Origin of the sequence: Providencia sp. PROV255, from assembly GCF_028478065.1 — a bacterium.
GTDB lineage: Bacteria > Pseudomonadota > Gammaproteobacteria > Enterobacterales > Enterobacteriaceae > Providencia > Providencia rettgeri.
The window spans coordinates 251,182-267,804 of sequence record NZ_JAMPMI010000001.1; the positions used below are offsets into that span (position 1 = coordinate 251,182).

14 protein-coding genes are annotated in these 16,623 nt (G+C 43.2%); 7 read left to right on the top strand and 7 right to left on the bottom strand.

Annotated elements, in window-relative coordinates; genetic code table 11:
* Positions 1-2: 2 nt before the first annotated feature.
* From nit1 to PR725_RS01225, 7 genes are all read right to left on the bottom strand, one after another.
* Positions 3-854, bottom strand: coding sequence for a deaminated glutathione amidase (nit1, locus tag PR725_RS01195; RefSeq protein WP_004908231.1), 852 nt, complete (start codon positions 852-854; stop codon positions 3-5).
* On the bottom strand, positions 854-4,645 hold the full coding sequence (gene yhdP / locus PR725_RS01200; protein ID WP_272567195.1) for an AsmA2 domain-containing protein YhdP: 3,792 nt from the start codon (positions 4,643-4,645) through the stop codon (positions 854-856). The genes nit1 and yhdP overlap by 1 nt, the downstream gene beginning before the upstream one ends.
* A gap of 13 nt (positions 4,646-4,658) precedes the next feature.
* Positions 4,659-6,128: a ribonuclease G gene (rng, locus tag PR725_RS01205; protein ID WP_004908223.1), complete on the bottom strand. Its 1,470-nt coding sequence runs from the start codon at positions 6,126-6,128 to the stop codon at positions 4,659-4,661.
* The gene (locus PR725_RS01210) at positions 6,125-6,712 is read right to left on the bottom strand and encodes a Maf family protein (RefSeq protein ID WP_109911673.1); all 588 of its coding nucleotides are present in this window, start codon (positions 6,710-6,712) and stop codon (positions 6,125-6,127) included. The genes rng and PR725_RS01210 overlap by 4 nt, the downstream gene beginning before the upstream one ends.
* A 35-nt stretch (positions 6,713-6,747) precedes the next feature.
* Positions 6,748-7,236, bottom strand: coding sequence for a rod shape-determining protein MreD (gene mreD / locus PR725_RS01215; protein WP_004908217.1), 489 nt, complete (start codon positions 7,234-7,236; stop codon positions 6,748-6,750).
* Positions 7,237-7,280: 44 nt separating this feature from the next.
* Positions 7,281-8,249 (bottom strand): rod shape-determining protein MreC, encoded by a 969-nt coding sequence (mreC, locus tag PR725_RS01220; protein ID WP_109911672.1) that lies wholly within the window; start codon positions 8,247-8,249, stop codon positions 7,281-7,283.
* Between the two features lie 85 nt (positions 8,250-8,334).
* Entirely contained in the window at positions 8,335-9,378 is a 1,044-nt protein-coding gene (locus PR725_RS01225; RefSeq protein ID WP_004908213.1) for a rod shape-determining protein, read from the bottom strand.
* Positions 9,379-9,983: 605 nt separating this feature from the next.
* Here PR725_RS01225 and acuI point away from each other — a divergent pair.
* The 7 genes from acuI (at position 9,984) to prmA (ending at position 16,464) form a co-directional block, all read left to right on the top strand.
* Positions 9,984-10,967 (top strand): acrylyl-CoA reductase (NADPH), encoded by a 984-nt coding sequence (acuI, locus tag PR725_RS01230; protein ID WP_272567202.1) that lies wholly within the window; start codon positions 9,984-9,986, stop codon positions 10,965-10,967.
* Between the two features lie 232 nt (positions 10,968-11,199).
* Positions 11,200-11,664, top strand: coding sequence for a type II 3-dehydroquinate dehydratase (gene aroQ / locus PR725_RS01235; protein ID WP_004908209.1), 465 nt, complete (start codon positions 11,200-11,202; stop codon positions 11,662-11,664).
* Between the two features lie 18 nt (positions 11,665-11,682).
* Positions 11,683-12,153: an acetyl-CoA carboxylase biotin carboxyl carrier protein gene (gene accB / locus PR725_RS01240; protein ID WP_004908206.1), complete on the top strand. Its 471-nt coding sequence runs from the start codon at positions 11,683-11,685 to the stop codon at positions 12,151-12,153.
* A 12-nt stretch (positions 12,154-12,165) separates the two neighbouring features.
* Positions 12,166-13,512: an acetyl-CoA carboxylase biotin carboxylase subunit gene (accC, locus tag PR725_RS01245; protein WP_272567205.1), complete on the top strand. Its 1,347-nt coding sequence runs from the start codon at positions 12,166-12,168 to the stop codon at positions 13,510-13,512.
* 176 nt (positions 13,513-13,688) lie between these two features.
* Positions 13,689-13,931 (top strand): DUF997 family protein, encoded by a 243-nt coding sequence (locus PR725_RS01250; RefSeq protein ID WP_004908202.1) that lies wholly within the window; start codon positions 13,689-13,691, stop codon positions 13,929-13,931.
* Positions 13,921-15,381, top strand: coding sequence for a sodium/pantothenate symporter (gene panF, locus PR725_RS01255; protein WP_272567241.1), 1,461 nt, complete (start codon positions 13,921-13,923; stop codon positions 15,379-15,381). Before PR725_RS01250 ends, panF begins: the two co-directional genes overlap by 11 nt.
* A gap of 198 nt (positions 15,382-15,579) precedes the next feature.
* Positions 15,580-16,464 (top strand): 50S ribosomal protein L11 methyltransferase, encoded by an 885-nt coding sequence (gene prmA, locus PR725_RS01260; protein WP_004908197.1) that lies wholly within the window; start codon positions 15,580-15,582, stop codon positions 16,462-16,464.
* Positions 16,465-16,623: the final 159 nt, after the last annotated feature.

Consider the following 16,623-nt stretch of genomic DNA (forward strand, 5'->3'; position numbering starts at 1 on the left):
CGTTACTCTTTGGTTTCTTTTTTAATCAATGATGTCAATTGCGGTCTAAAACGGTTGTGTTTCACCACTTTTATTTGCTCGCGCATGACACTCAAGCTGTCTGTTTTAATATTCAGTACCGTAGAAGCGACTGCATCCACGTTCTTTTTCATCACTTTACCCCACCCATCAACCGCAAGGCTATGCCCCCACGTGCGACGTGTGCCGTGCACACCGACTTGAGCAGGTGCTAAAATATAGCATTGGTTTTCTATCGCACGAGCTCGTAATAACGGCTCCCAATGTGCTTGACCGGTGTAACGGGTAAATGCCGCTGGTACAGAGATAATTTCTGCACCTTGCTCACGTAATGCTTGGAATAAACCAGGAAAGCGTAAATCATAACAAATCGTCATACCAAGGCGACCCACCGGCGTATCAACAACGGTAATATGTTCACCACGCTGATAAATCACGGATTCGTTATAAGTGCCTTGTTCATCTTCGATATTGACATCAAACATATGAATTTTATCGTAGCGCGCTTTAATGTTTCCTTCAGCATCAAATAATAAGCTACTACTTGTAATACGTTCGGGATCTTCACGGCTAATCATTGGCATTGAGCCAATTAAAATCCAAACATGATAACGTTTGGCCATTGCGCTGATCGCTTTTTGCAAAGGGCCTTTTCCTTGCTCTTCCGCTTGTTTACGATAGGTCGCTGCATCTGCAAATAACAATGCGTTTTCAGGTGTCAGTACTAACTCAACAGTTTCTGGTAACTGTTTGATCTGTTGTTCGATTTGCGCCAAATTGTGTTTAGTATTATTTCCACTACATAACTGCAAAAGTGCAACGTTGCCATTTTTCATTACTCTTGAGTCTCCTTCAGTTGACGTAATACTTCATCAATTTTCGGCTCGTCCAAGCTACCTGTTACTCGGTAACGAATAACGGAAACTTTACTCCATAGTGGACCGAGCACTTTCGTTGCCGCAAATACGGCAGCGCCTGCAAATGGGTTTACCACAAACGCGGTTGCTACTCCTACTGTAGCAGATATTTCCGGTGTAATGACGGCTTCAACATTAATTTGGCGTTTAACGAGGTCAATTTGACCATTAAAAGCAATATCGGCAACTAAACCATCAACATAGGTATTTTTCGAAACCAGTACACCATTTTTAATGGTCGCATCACCTTTAATGGAATCAAAATCAAAGTCATCACTAAATGTATCGCTAAAATCAAATCGTAGTTTACGCAACAGCGCATCAAAGCTGACTAGACGCAATATTTGCCCTGCACGACCGCCCCCCATTTGTGCAATCGCTCCTTTACCCAATTTTGCAGACATTTTACCATTTAAAGAGGCAATATCTGGTGACCAAGGCAAATTAGCCCAATCTAAATCAAATTCAATAGTATAAGGTGATTGGATAATGGGAACCAATATACCAAAATACGCTGCTGTTTCGTCAAAAGCTTCGCCGGTCAATGAACCTGCAATTTGCGTTTTATTGCCGTTTTCGCTATTCCAAATAGCATCTAGCGTTAATTTCGTAACACTGTTATCTAGCGTGCCATCGGTCAGTTGCAATAACGTCCCTTTAGGTTGGATATTCGCACTAATTTCACCCAATTTCTGCCCAGCAACCCAACATTCTTTACAATGAAACTGCAATTGTGGCCATTGGCTAAAATCAAATTGTGTTGTGGCAAGGTCATTGATTTGAGCACTAGAGGAAGTGCTAGGGTTGTAATACAAATAATCAATAGCGACCTGCCAAGGCTGTGAAGCAAAGATTTGTAACGAGCCTTTTAGGTTTTCACTGTTGATACTGACCAACTGCTCAGTCCGTTGTAAATCATAAGAAAAGTTTACTGCGTTCCATTGCTGCCCAGCGAGGTAGATTGACGGAATATTGACCTGGAGCATATCCGGCAAGCCAATATTCATACCACCTTCGCGGCTATGGGATGACACTAGTAACCCAGCTAATTTCTCCCAGTTCATATCAGTAATCGCTGGCAAATCGACAATAAAAGCTGAGTTTTTAGGGAGTTCAGGAATACCGTCACGCCATTGGGCAATATGGGCTTTTAATAAACTCAGAGGTTTGTCACTCAATCCCCATTGAGTATTAAAACCAATGCGCTTACCGATATCACCACCAACCACCAACTGTTCTGTGGTTCCTTTTGCTTGAACATTAATTTGCCCAAGCTCTGCTAACAAAGCGTTATCAATAGCAGGTAGTTGGCTTTTCAGTTGTTTTAGCCCTGCGGTGACGTCTATTTGTAAGCCAACGGGTTCTTTTGCCGTATTCGGAATGGTGATAGCGACTTGGCTTTTCCAGTCAGTGGTTCCTGATAATTTTTGTTTAATCTCAGCAGGTAACATTGCCAACTTATTCACCGCCCAGTTTCCGCTAATATTCACATCCACTAAATAATTTTTTGCTTGGTCAGTGGTAGTGAAATCGACAGTAATTGGCTGTTCAAACCAGTGTCCACGCAGGTTTTCACCGCGTAAATCTCCATTGTTAAACTCAAAGCTGCCCGTCAAAGCAGAAATAGTGCTATCAATTGGCTGAATATATAAATCGTTTTTATTGAGATTGACCTTTCCTTTGGCGACAACATCCTTACCCGCCACCAGTGGAATAGATAACCCTAACTGGCCATTAACAGTTCCCCCAATTTGTAACTCTTCAAGCGTATCGCCAATTGAGTGGTTCATCGGGGTATGCACAAAATATTGCTGGATTTGTTTTCCAGTTCCATTGATATCTGCATTGATATACAGCATTTCTTTAGTGTAATCAGGGATATTGGCATCAAGATTGGTTGCTGTGGCATCCGCCAGTTTTACCGTTGGTGCATGCATAAATAGCCCTGCACGCCTAAAGTCTAAATCCATATCTAAGTTCAATAATGCAGGCCATTCACTGTCATATTCGAATGTCGCATTACGCAGAGGGACATAAACTTGGAATTGCCCATCATTGTTATCGTATGGGAAATGAGCTGGGTCACCTTTATAGACCAACGTCGCATTATCTACACTACCTGCGATAATGGCTTTCGTCAGGTAATCCGCCACATCTTGCCCCATTAATTTTTGTGGGAAATAACGCCACGCATCCCCTGCATCATCTAAACGAATTCCGGCAAGAATGGCGAGATCGGCATAATTTCCTTTTTTCGCTTTTGCGTAACGAAACTCACCATTTGCCCAAAGAGACTGAGCTTGTACCTCTAATGATGGGCTCCACAGTTTAAATTCACTGTCATTATTTACCCAATGGAACTGACCTGTTGCCGTCTCTATTAAAAAAGGAGCTTTAAATTCATCGCGATAGTCCACTTCACTATCTTGCAAGCTAACTGTGGCACTACCACTTTGCATGCCACCAATTAAAACACCCGAAAAATGATTAACTGAAGGCAACTCTTTCCATTTTTTCCAGCTGACATTTTGCCAATCCATGTTGATTTGTACGTTTTCAGGCATGTTTTGTGTGATATCAAGCGCAAATTCACTCACTACACCAGTTGGTTGGCGATGTTGCCAATCTTGTACCATTTCAGGAGTCAAAAAAGAAAATGTGGGCAAAACTTCGCTTAAACGTTCGAGTTCAATATCTTTAGCACGGATGCGCCAATGGTCATTATCTTGATATTTTTTGCTGGCAGGCAAATACAATACAGAGACGCTCCCTTGCGGCCAGATAAACTCATTGGTTTTCAAGGTATCAAGCTCAGGAATGTTAAATAACCACCCATTCCCCTGCCTTTTCATTCGCAAAAGCAAATCATTAACTTGTAGGTTTTGGGCTAATTCGCCCGTTCCCCAGTTAGCTTCGCCTTGTCGTAGTTGAATAAGGCCGCTGTCAATTCGATGATTTCTCAGGGTTACCCAAGAAGACAGGCTAAAATTGGCATCCCGCAATGAAGTATTGTCACGCAGCCAGCGGCTAAGCCATGGCTGCATATCAATATTATCCGCTTGTAGATAAAAAATACCGTCACTTAACACGCCGTTTTTATCTGACACATCAAGCTTTACTTGTAGATAGCCATGCTGCTTATTAATGGTTTCAAGACTCACAAAACCTTGAGCACGATGCCGTTCATTGTCATTCAGCCATGAAAGCTCGGGTAAAATCAGCGTTGTTTTTTGTTCAGAAGGTGTGAGGAAGGTTAATTGGCTTTCTTTTAATATAAAGTGGTCGAATTGCCGTAAAAATAGCTCTTCAATGCTATCTAAAGACTCGCCTTTCGCGGAGTCTCCAAGGCTTAAAGGAACTTTATAATCAACATTTAACTGATAGAAGGTTAAATCACGAAAGCGCCAGCGTAGAGAAAATAATGAGCTCCAGATATCTAATTCAACAGTAATGGTATTCGCGGTAACATCCGTAGTTTTACTCTGTAAAGCGACATCGGATAACGTCAGTACAGGGCCAAAAGATTGCCAAGCCCCTTCGATTTTACCAATTTGTACAGATACATCGGTCTTTTTTTCAACATAATCGACCAGATCTTGTCGATAGTTGTCAATATTTGGCAGAAGAAAACGCAGCCCTGACAGCACTAATGCACACAGCAATAATATAACCGCGGTCGTCACCAGTGCTACACGTGGCAGTCGTCTCACTCAAATCTCCTTATTACATCATTACGACGTCAAAACGTTCCTGACTGTAAAGAGGTTCAGTCTGAACTTTAACTTGCTTCCCAACAAAGATTTCAACTTCTGCAAGGGCATGTGATTCATCCCCTTTAAGGACATCAACCACCGCTTGGGATGCATAAACTAAGAACCTATCTGCATCGATAGTCCGGTGAACGCGAACTATTTCACGTAAAATTTCATAACAAACTGTTTCTACTGACTTAACGGTTCCACGCCCTTGGCAAGTTGGGCAGTCGTCGCATAACACATGTTCTAGGCTTTCTCTTGTGCGCTTACGCGTCATTTCAACTAAACCCAGTTGCGAAAAACCATTAATGGTGGTTTTGACTTTATCTTTGCTCAATGCCTGTTCTAATGATGCTAGCACACGGCGACGATGTTCAGGGTCAACCATGTCGATGAAGTCAATAATAATAATACCGCCTAAGTTACGTAAACGCAGTTGCCTTGCTATCGCTTGAGTCGCCTCGATATTAGTATTGAAGATGGTTTCTTCAAGATTACGATGGCCAACAAATGCCCCAGTATTGATATCAATCGTCGTCATGGCTTCAGTTTGGTCGATAATCAAATAACCACCTGATTTTAGCTCCACTTTTCGATCCATGGCTCGCTGAATTTCGTTTTCAACGTCAAACAAGTCAAATATTGGCTGATTACCTTGATAAAGTTCGAGCTTAGCCGTCATTTCTGGTACATACTCTTCGATAAACTCTTGCAATTGAGTATAGGTCAAACGGGAGTCAACACGAATACGATCAAGATGAGCACCTGCAAAATCACGGATAATGCGGTAAGCAAGCGCTAATTCACCATAGATTTTTGTGCGAGTCACATTACGTTTTTTTCGTTCAATCACTTTCGCCCACAGGCGCTTTAAGAAGGCCGCATCCTGTTTAACTTCCTCTTCCCCGACCCCTTCTGCTGCCGTACGGATGATAAAACCACCATTTTCATCACAATACTGTGAAACACACTCTTTTAGGCGTTCTCTTTCAACTTCACTTTCAATGCGTTGAGAAACGCCTACATGGGAAGCTCCTGGCATAAAGACCAAATAGCGAGAAGGGAGAGTTATATCTGTAGTAAGGCGAGCGCCTTTGGTGCCAAGGGGGTCCTTGACGACTTGAACGATTAAATCTTGTCCTTGCTTAACGAGCTCAGCAATATCCCTGACATGAAAGTTTTTTTGTTCGTCACCCGCAATGCATTCCGTATGGGGCATAATATCCGAAGCATGCAAAAAGGCCGCTTTATCTAGACCAATATCAACAAAGGCCGCCTGCATCCCCGGTAAGACACGGCTCACGCGGCCTTTGTAAATATTCCCTACTAATCCTCTTTTTGCTTCTCGCTCAACATGAATTTCTTGTAATATCCCACCATCAATATAAGCAACGCGCGTTTCAGATGGTGTAATGTTCACTAATAGTTCCGCAGTCATGACTTCCCCTTACCATCACTTAACGCTAAAAATCGCTGAATTAGCTCGTCTGTTTCAACCAGTGGTAAACCAACAACCCCATGGTAGCTGCCATTGATTTTACGTATAAAACGCCCACCAATGCCTTGAATTCCATAAGCGCCAGCCTTATCCATTGGCTCTCCTGACTGTATATAATCCCGTATTTCGAGTAAAGATAACTCGCGGAATGTCACATCTGTCACAATTAGTGACTGTATCGTCTGTTGACGGTTGGATAAGGCAATCGCCGTCATCACTTGATGAGTTTTTCCCGATAACGCACTTAGCATCTCTTCTGCATGCTGGCAATCGCGCGGTTTTTCCAAAATTTTGCCTGCAAGAACAACAATAGTATCAGCGCCCAAAACAGGTTGATTATCGGGTGCTATCGCAACACCAGCTAAAGATTTATCTCGTGCAAGACGTTGAACATAGTCTTGAGGCGTCTCCCCTTCCTGCCACAGCTCTTCTACCTCTGGACGTAAGATTTCAAAAGTATAATTAAGTTGCTGAACAAGTTCACGTCTACGGGGTGAGCCAGACGCAAGATAAATTAAACACATAAACTGTATTCCCAGTCAGAGTGACAACTAACATGCTAACATACTGAAAATTGCCGACGAGTTTTACGTAAAAGCAAAAATAGCCATGGCCATAGAATACCATTCACTAAGCTATTCCAAAATACTTGCGGATGGAATAATACTTGTGATGATAAAAATTCAGCCCAAAAAACAGCAAGATCCTGAATGATAGTCAGCAACATAATCACCAACGCTTGCTGCCACAGCGCCATATTACGCAACAACTGGTGCTTATAAGAGACGAGATAGCAAATAATGCTAAAAGAGAGGGCATGTACCCCCAGTGCTGAACCCTGAATGGAATCAACGATAATCCCTAAGATAAAGCTCGTGCCAACACTCACACGGTGTGGTAGCGCCATCACCCAATAAGTGAGAATCAACAGAAGCCATGATGGCCGGTAAAAGCTGAGTTGCTCCGGCCAAGGCATGACTTGCAAAATCAAGGCAATAAAAAACGATAACCAAATGATGGCGCGGCCATTTCCACGATACTCATCCATGCTAATTTACTCTCTTGCCCATAACCATACTGTGTTTCCTCTACTTATGGTTGTGACGTCGGAGCCATTGAGGGTGGCAATGGAGGCCCCTGAATTTCATTCGGGTTAGGTAATACTTGCGGCAATACTTTCATTAAGCGTTCATTTGCTGCCCGATAGACTTCCGAAGGCTGTAGTGGCGTTTTAGGGTCGTTATCATTTCCCCATAATAACAGAAGGTAACGTAAACGCTGCAATTCGGCGCTCGGCTTCGCGCTAATGATGGTATACGCTCGTTGTGTGTCGTGTTTTACGGCAGAGACCACCCCTACTGGATAACCTTCAGGGAAACGCCCCCCTAGCCCTGACGTGACAAGGACGTCACCAACACGAATATCGGTATTTTCAGGTAACGGTTCTAATTGGATATCATCAGCACATCCAGAACCGGCTGCAATCACACGAACATCATTACGTAATACTTGCACAGGCAATGCATGGGTAGTGTCACAAATTAGCAGGACACGGCTATTAAAATTACTTACCCCAACCACTTGGCCAACAACACCTTTATCACTAATAACAGGCTGCCCTTCATAAACGCCTTCATTACTGCCTTTATCTATAACCACTTGGTCACGATATGGCGTATTCGCGCCTGAAATAACTTGCGTTACCATCATGTGTTCATCTTGGCGAAGTGGTGAGCCAAGTAACTCCCTTAAGCGTGCATTTTCCTGCTTAAGTTGCTCTAAAAGCAAGTTGTCCGCTTTTTTCAGTAATAGCTCTTGTCGTAAGGCTTTGTTTTCGAATTGCAGTTGTTCTCTTGAAGAGAAACTTTCCGAAATATTATCTAGAAATTGGCGTGGGCCATTCGCTAAAAAATAGAATGGGCTAACCGCCGTGTCTAAGTAGTTACGGACTTTATTGAAAGGCTCAAAACGATGGTCAATCACCACCAGTACAAGTGCAATGATTACCGCAAAAAATATGCGTAACTGTAGGGATGGACCTCGCCTAAAAATTGGCTTCATGTGTGGCTAAGTTTCGCTAATGTCAGAGGAACAAAAAATAGTCAAAACAGTTGGAGAACCTCCCCAACCGTTTCTAAAAGGCCATTTAGTCTTCGCTAAACAGGTCGCCACCGTGCATATCAATCATTTCTAACGCTTTACCGCCGCCACGCGCGACACAAGTTAGTGGATCTTCTGCAACAATAACCGGGATACCCGTTTCTTCCATCAATAAGCGATCTAAATTACGAAGAAGCGCGCCACCACCCGTTAAGACCATACCGCGTTCTGAGATATCTGAGGCCAGTTCAGGAGGACACTGTTCAAGTGCTAGCATTACCGCACTGACAATTCCTGTCAGGGGTTCTTGCAATGCTTCTAAAATTTCATTGGAATTCATTTTAAATCCGCGAGGCACACCTTCAGCAAGGTTACGACCGCGAACTTCAATCTCGTAAACTTCATCGGTTGGGAAAGCAGAACCAATTCCATGTTTGATGCGTTCTGCTGTCGCTTCACCTATCAGCGAGCCGTAATTACGACGTACATAGTTAATGATAGACTCATCGAAACGGTCACCACCAATACGTACCGAAGAAGAGTAAACAACGCCATTTAAAGAAATAACAGCGACTTCTGTCGTACCACCACCAATATCAACAACCATTGAGCCTGTAGCTTCTGATACAGGTAACCCAGCACCAATAGCTGCAGCCATCGGCTCTTCAATTAAGAAGACTTCACGCGCACCCGCACTTAGCGCGGACTCACGAATGGCTTTACGCTCAACTTGTGTTGCACCAACAGGCACACAAACAAGGACTCGCGGACTAGGGCGTAAAAAACTGTTACTATGAACTTGTTTGATGAAGTGCTGTAACATTTTTTCAGTCAAGAAAAAGTCAGCGATAACACCGTCTTTCATTGGCCTGATTGCCGAAATATTGCCTGGTGTACGTCCCAGCATCTGCTTCGCTTCACCACCGACTGCAGCAACGCTTTTTGGCGATCCAGAGCGGTCTTGACGAATAGCAACTACAGAGGGTTCATTTAATTTTACGCCTTGTCCTTTGACATAAATAAGGGTATTGGCCGTACCCAAGTCAATAGACAGGTCATTAGAAAACATGCCACGAAATTTTTTAAACATAACGAAAGAGTTATCCTGCAAGCTGGGGACGAATTTAAACCCGTCTACTCTACCAACCACTTGAAGCTGCCTCAAGGCGTTAATGAGCTGCTTCTATAAATATGGTTAATTCATCTATTTTTCACGTACCGTACTGTACATGCTTCTTATGTAAACGAAGCAGATAAAAACCCCAAAAATAGATATTAATTGTATTCTTTACCTACAGGATAAAATTATACAGAAAAACATCTACTCTTTGGTTGTTATATACTCCATCTTTTTCTTCCCAGTGTGACAAGTTATTGGGGCAACAAGTTCAAATATTATTTAGTTCTTTTTATTATTGCTACACACTGGCTATTTCCAATACAAATTGGGTGAATTCGCTGGGTGTTCGCTCTATTATCTACCAAAAAAGCGGCAAATTTATGTCAATACGCAAAATGAATCCGTCGAGATGCGATATTTTGCATGATAAAAGCCTATTTATGCCAGAAAAAAATTATTTTTTACAAATTAATTACAATATTAATAGCTTAAACACTGTCACTACGTCAATGAATTACCCGCAAATTTTAGGCACTTTTAAAGTACATATTTAATCATTTTATTAGGAGTGAAAGATGAAAGCTCTCATCCTGCAACAATCGGAAGATAAAATTATCTCTGGCATTCAACCTCTAACGACAGAAATGCTCCCGGCCGGTGATATTATAGTCGATATTCATTGGTCCACACTCAATTATAAAGATGGGTTAGCCATTTGTGGAAAGGCGGGAGTTGTTCGCCAATATCCGATGGTACCTGGTATCGATTTTTCAGGCGTGATCCACCACAGTGAAGACCCACGCTTCCAAGTTGGCCAACATGTGCTACTGACTGGATGGGGGGTTGGTGAAACGCATTGGGGGGGTTTAGCGTCTCAAGCAAGGGTTCCGGCTAAATATTTAACGCCTCTTCCAGAGAATTTATCTTTAAAGCAAGCGATGGTTATTGGCACTGCTGGCTTTACCGCTATGCTTTGCGTAAACGCTTTAGAAGAAGCGGGTGTGACGCCAGATAAAGGCGAAGTCATCGTGAGTGGCGCTAGCGGTGGTGTTGGTAGTACTGCCGTGCAATTACTGTCTCTACTGGGTTATGAGGTTGTCGCGATTTCAGGTCGAGAAGAAAACAGCAGTTACCTGCAAAGTTTAGGTGCCAAGAGAGTATTACCTCGCAGTGATTTCACTCACCCTGCTAAGCCATTAGACAAACAGCTATGGGCAGGGGCGATTGATACTGTAGGCGGTGAATTACTCGCCAATCTTCTTGCACAAACGCACTATAATGGTACTGTTGCTGCCTGCGGTTTAGCCGGTGGCTTCGACTTACCAACTAGCGTCATGCCATTCATTTTACGTAATGTCCGCCTACAAGGTGTGGATTCTGTTTACTACCCTGCTGCAAATCGCACTAAAGTATGGCAGCGCCTTGCAGATACTCTCCCCGCGGCTTTCTATGAGCAAGTCAGCAATGAGATTAAATTAGAAGATTCTGTCGAATATGCAAAAAAACTCTTAAAAAATGAAGTCACTGGGCGTACGCTAGTTAACCTACTAGCGGAGTAACGCATTTATTGCGGTACTCCCGCCTAAATAGGGATTACCGCACATTTTCAAAAATAAATTCGGGTAATTTCTCTGATAAGACCAGTATTTTGCTGCTATATGTCACGAAATAATTATAATGACGGACTTTGTCAGTAGAAAATCCATTTATTTTTATGATAAAAGATGACAAACGCTTAGCATCGCGTTATGTTGTCGGGCTATTGATAATATCGTCGGAGTTAGCAGCATAATGGCAGAAGATATTCACATTTTACTCTTGAATGGGCCAAACCTGAACCTGCTAGGTACACGGGAACCTGATAAATACGGCAACCAAACTCTTGCTGATATCGTATCCAAGCTCGAGGCAGAGGCAAACCCGCTAGGAGTAAAACTGAGTCATTTTCAGTCAAACGCAGAATTTGAACTCATCGATAAAATTCATGCTGCACGTCATGATGTTGATTTTATCCTCATCAATCCGGCTGCATTCACACATACCAGTGTTGCACTACGTGATGCATTACTCGCGGTGAGTATCCCGTTTATCGAGATCCACCTGTCTAATGTGCATGCTAGGGAATCATTTCGCCAACATTCTTATTTCTCCGATAAAGCTATCGGTGTAATTTGTGGTCTAGGTGCTGATGGTTATAGTTTTGCTTTACAGGCAGCGGTTAACCGTCTGCGCCTAATTAATTCAATCCAAATATAAGAGTACGGAATCATATCCATGGATATTCGTAAAATTAAAAAGCTGATCGAGCTGGTCGAAGAGTCTGGCATTTCTGAACTGGAAATTTCTGAAGGGGAAGAGTCAGTACGTATCAGCCGCGTTTCACCTGCTGCTCAGGTTATGGCTGCACCTCAACAGTATTACTCAGCACCGGTTGCACAACAACCTGCTCTGGCTAATGCAGTTGCACCATCTGAAGCAATGGTAGCGCCAGCTGCACCAGCCGCAGTTGCAGGTCACCAAGTTCGCTCACCAATGGTCGGTACTTTCTACCGCGCACCAAGCCCAGAAGCGAAGCCATTTGTCGAAGTTGGTCAAACGGTCAGCGTTGGTGATCCACTTTGCATCGTTGAAGCGATGAAAATGATGAACCAAATCGAAGCAGATAAAGCAGGCGTTGTTAAAGCCATTCTGTTGCAAAACGGTGATGCAGTAGAATTTGACGAGCCATTAGTTGTCATCGAATAACGAGGCGTTTCCATGCTGGAAAAAATTGTTATTGCTAACCGTGGAGAAATCGCATTACGTATTTTGCGTGCCTGTAAAGAACTTGGCATCAAAACAGTAGCGGTTCACTCTACGGCAGATAGCGATCTAAAACACGTGTTACTGGCTGATGAAACAATTTGTATCGGCCCAGCAGCATCAGCGAAAAGTTACTTAAATATCCCTGCGATTATCTCAGCAGCGGAAATTTCAGGTGCGCAAGCAATTCACCCAGGATATGGTTTCTTGGCTGAAAATGCAGATTTCGCAGAACAAGTTGAAAACTCAGGTTTTGTTTTTATCGGTCCAAAAGCTGAAACCATCCACCTAATGGGTGATAAAGTTTCTGCCATTAACGCGATGAAAAAAGCCGGTGTACCTTGCGTTCCGGGTTCTGATGGCCCATTAGGGAACGACACTGAAAAAAATAAAGCCATCGCGAAACGTATCGGCTACCCTGTCATCATCAAAGCATCTGGTGGTGGTGGTGGTCGTGGTATGCGTGTGGTACGTAATGAGAAAGATTTAGAATCTTCTATCAACCTAACACGTGCTGAAGCGAAATCCGCTTTTAATAATGATATGGTTTACATGGAAAAATTCCTTGAAAACCCACGTCATATTGAAATTCAAGTCATGGCTGATGGCCAAGGCCATGCGGTTTACTTGGCTGAGCGTGACTGTTCAATGCAGCGTCGCCACCAAAAAGTGGTTGAAGAAGCACCAGCTCCAGGTATTACACCTGAAATTCGCCGCAATATCGGTGAGCGCTGTGCCAATGCGTGTATTGAAATCGGTTATCGCGGTGCAGGTACTTTCGAATTCTTATTTGAAAACGGTGAGTTCTACTTCATCGAAATGAATACCCGTATTCAAGTTGAGCACCCAGTCACTGAAATGATCACTGGTGTAGACTTGATTAAAGAGCAGCTGCGTGTTGCATCTGGGTTACCATTATCAGTTAAGCAGGAAGATATTGTGGTTCACGGCCATGCTGTGGAATGCCGTATCAACGCAGAAGACCCGAATACCTTCATCCCAAGTCCGGGAAAAATCACCCGTTTCCACTCTCCTGGTGGTTTTGGCGTACGTTGGGAATCTCATATTTACGCAGGCTACACTGTACCTCCGTATTATGACTCAATGATTGGTAAATTAATTACTTATGGTGAAACTCGTGAAATCGCTATTTCTCGTATGAAAAATGCGTTAAACGAACTTATCGTCGATGGTATTAAAACCAATATTGAACTGCACCAAATGATTATGAGCGATGAAAATTTCCAAAAAGGCGGAACTAACATCCACTATTTAGAGAAAAAACTGGGTATTGCTGAATAAGTCAGCGATAACCTGTTTAACTCATCGTTAATCGATACCGTAACGCGCTGCGTTACGGTATTTTTTTATGCTAAATACGCTTTATTGCACTTTTCTTCTGCTATTTTTCACACTCAGCCCACGGATTATCGTACAATTGCTGATTATTTTTTTATGGGAATGAAGGGGAATAACGGGTGGATAAACGTTTTCTTCAATCAAATAAAGAAGCACGCTGGTCATTTTATTTGACTATCGCCTATCTAGTCGGCTGGGTTATTAGTGCCTACCTGCCGGACAATACACTTGGAGTTACAGGGCTACCACTGTGGTTTGAATGGTCTTGTCTCATCTTACCCATCATTTTTATTTTGCTCTGCATTATGATGGTTAAACTGATTTTTAAAGACATCTCTCTGGAGGAGAATGATGCAGATTGAAGTTCTCCTGCCTCTCGTCGGCTACCTAGCTCTCGTCTTTTTGCTATCCATTTATGCATATAAAAAACGAACAAAAGGCGAGTTTTTAAATGAATACTTTTTAGGTAATCGTTCAATGGGCGGCTTTGTCCTTGCGATGACCATTACCGCTACCTATATTAGTGCGAGTTCTTTTATTGGTGGGCCGGGAGCTGCCTATAAATATGGCCTAGGTTGGGTGCTATTGGCGATGATCCAACTGCCTGCTATTTGGCTTTCCCTCGGCGTACTTGGTAAAAAATTTGCTATTTTGGCGCGTCGCTATAATGCCGTTACGCTCAACGATATGCTGTATGCACGCTACCAAAGCCGATTTTTAGTGTGGTTTGCCAGTGTTAGCCTGCTCATTGCCTTTTTTGGTGCCATGACAGTGCAATTTATTGGTGGTGCGCGCTTATTAGAAACAGCAGCAGGTATTCCATATACTTACGGGTTAATAATTTTTGGGGTTTCCATCGCACTCTACACCGCAATTGGTGGGTTTAGAGCTAGCGTATTAAATGACGCACTGCAAGGGCTAGTGATGCTATTAGGCACGGTGATCCTACTAGTGGCGATTATTTACCATGCCGGTGGTCTACCCTCTGCAATAGAAAAAATGCATAGCATAGACCCGAAATTGGTATCGCCTGAAGGTGCAGATGACATTTTAAGCGGGCCATTTTTAGCGTCATTTTGGGTTTTGGTCTGTTTTGGGGTGATAGGCTTACCTCACACCGCAGTACGTTGTATTTCATATAAAGACAGTAAAGCGGTTCACCGCGGCATTATTTTGGGAACTATCGTCATGGCAGTGCTGATGTTTGGTATGCACTTTGCAGGCGCTCTCGGTCGCGCAATTTTACCTGACCTCACGATCCCAGACCAAGTGATCCCGACCTTGATGGTACAAGTTCTGCCACCTTTCGCTGCGGGGATCTTCCTAGCGGCACCAATGGCTGCGATTATGTCGACGATCAACGCACAACTGCTGCAATCCTCAGCGACCATCGTAAAAGATATCTATCTGAACACTGTGCCAAAGCAAATCAAAAATGAAAAGCGTCTTGCGCGGATCTCTAGCCTTTCCACTTTGGTCTTAGGTGCGTTGCTTTTAGTTGCAGCATGGAACCCGCCTCAAATGATTATCTGGCTGAACTTACTGGCTTTTGGTGGTTTAGAAGCCGTTTTCTTGTGGCCATTAGTCCTCGGGCTCTATTGGGAAAAAGCCAATGGAACAGGTGCAATCAGTGGTATGGTCGTCGGTGGCGTCAGCTATACCATATTGGCAAGTTTTAAAATTGAAATCATGGGCTTTCACGCTATCGTCCCATCACTGATTTTTAGTCTTATTGCCTTTTTTGTCGGTAATCTTTTTGGCAAAAATCCAGTACAATCACCAGCAAACGAACAGGTAACTAGCACTCACTGATTCCTATCTACTGATAGGTGAATTTGGCGTTACCTAATGTAAATGAACAAATGCAATGCTCTAGATAATTCGCGTCATAGATAGGCGGCAAACGAGCTAATCCCTAGGAGCATACACCAGTATGTGACTAGGGTTAGTGAGCGCAGCCAACAACGCTATGGCGTGAAGAATGACGAGCATTTTAGAAGAGAAAAAACAATGCCTTGGATACAAATAAGACTAAACTCAACTGCAAAAGATGCTGAAAACCTTGGCGATGAGTTAATCGAAACAGGGGCGGTATCCGTCACTTTTCAAGATAGCCATGACACACCCGTGTTTGAGCCACTTCCAGGGGAAACACGTCTTTGGGGTGATACCGATGTTATCGGGCTCTACGATGCAGAAACCGACATGAAACTTGTCGTCGCTCAACTAGAAAATAGTCCTCTACTGGGCACGGGTTTTATCCATAAAATCGAACAATTAGAAGACAAAGATTGGGAAAGAGAGTGGATGGATAATTTTCATCCAATGCGCTTTGGAGAACGTTTATGGATCTGCCCAAGCTGGCGTGATGTACCCGATCCAACAGCGGTTAATGTGATGTTAGATCCTGGTCTCGCCTTTGGTACTGGAACACATCCAACCACCTCATTATGTCTTCAATGGTTAGACGGCCTTGATCTCGAAGGTAAAACCGTGATCGACTTTGGTTGTGGATCCGGAATTTTAGCGATCGCTGCATTAAAATTAGGTGCCGCTCATGCGATTGGGATCGACATCGACCCCCAAGCTATCACCGCAAGCCGCGATAATGCGCAACGTAACGGTGTTTCAGAGCGTTTATCTCTATACTTACCGAAAGACCAACCTAATGACTTACAAGCCGATGTCGTGGTTGCTAACATCCTTGCTGGCCCATTACGCGAACTTGCCCCTATGATTAGTGTACTACCACGTCCGGGTGGGTTATTAGGTCTTTCTGGTGTACTCGCCAGTCAAGCTGAAAGTGTTGCGGATGCATACCGTTCAACTTTTGACATTGACCCTGTCGCTGAAAAAGAAGAATGGTGCCGGATTACGGGTGTCAAGCATTTTTAGTGATTTTTTTTATTAAAATCAGAGAATAATTTCTTTGAAAACAACGCCAGAATAGATTATCTTATAGCTCAAATATTGCTCAATAGCTGGCGATAATCTGTTCTGCACGAGATTTGAACAGCACAACAGTTATTTTAATAAATCGTTATGGAACCAACT

Coding starts and splice junctions, on each gene's coding strand:
- nit1 (WP_004908231.1), bottom strand. CDS start 854: ATGAAAAATGGCAACGTTGCACTTTTGCAGTTATGTAGTGGAAATAAT.
- rng (WP_004908223.1), bottom strand. CDS start 6,128: ATGACTGCGGAACTATTAGTGAACATTACACCATCTGAAACGCGCGTT.
- PR725_RS01210 (WP_109911673.1), bottom strand. CDS start 6,712: ATGTGTTTAATTTATCTTGCGTCTGGCTCACCCCGTAGACGTGAACTT.
- mreD (WP_004908217.1), bottom strand. CDS start 7,236: ATGGATGAGTATCGTGGAAATGGCCGCGCCATCATTTGGTTATCGTTT.
- mreC (WP_109911672.1), bottom strand. CDS start 8,249: ATGAAGCCAATTTTTAGGCGAGGTCCATCCCTACAGTTACGCATATTT.
- PR725_RS01225 (WP_004908213.1), bottom strand. CDS start 9,378: ATGTTTAAAAAATTTCGTGGCATGTTTTCTAATGACCTGTCTATTGAC.
- acuI (WP_272567202.1), top strand. CDS start 9,984: ATGAAAGCTCTCATCCTGCAACAATCGGAAGATAAAATTATCTCTGGC.
- aroQ (WP_004908209.1), top strand. CDS start 11,200: ATGGCAGAAGATATTCACATTTTACTCTTGAATGGGCCAAACCTGAAC.
- accB (WP_004908206.1), top strand. CDS start 11,683: ATGGATATTCGTAAAATTAAAAAGCTGATCGAGCTGGTCGAAGAGTCT.
- accC (WP_272567205.1), top strand. CDS start 12,166: ATGCTGGAAAAAATTGTTATTGCTAACCGTGGAGAAATCGCATTACGT.
- panF (WP_272567241.1), top strand. CDS start 13,921: ATGCAGATTGAAGTTCTCCTGCCTCTCGTCGGCTACCTAGCTCTCGTC.
- prmA (WP_004908197.1), top strand. CDS start 15,580: ATGCCTTGGATACAAATAAGACTAAACTCAACTGCAAAAGATGCTGAA.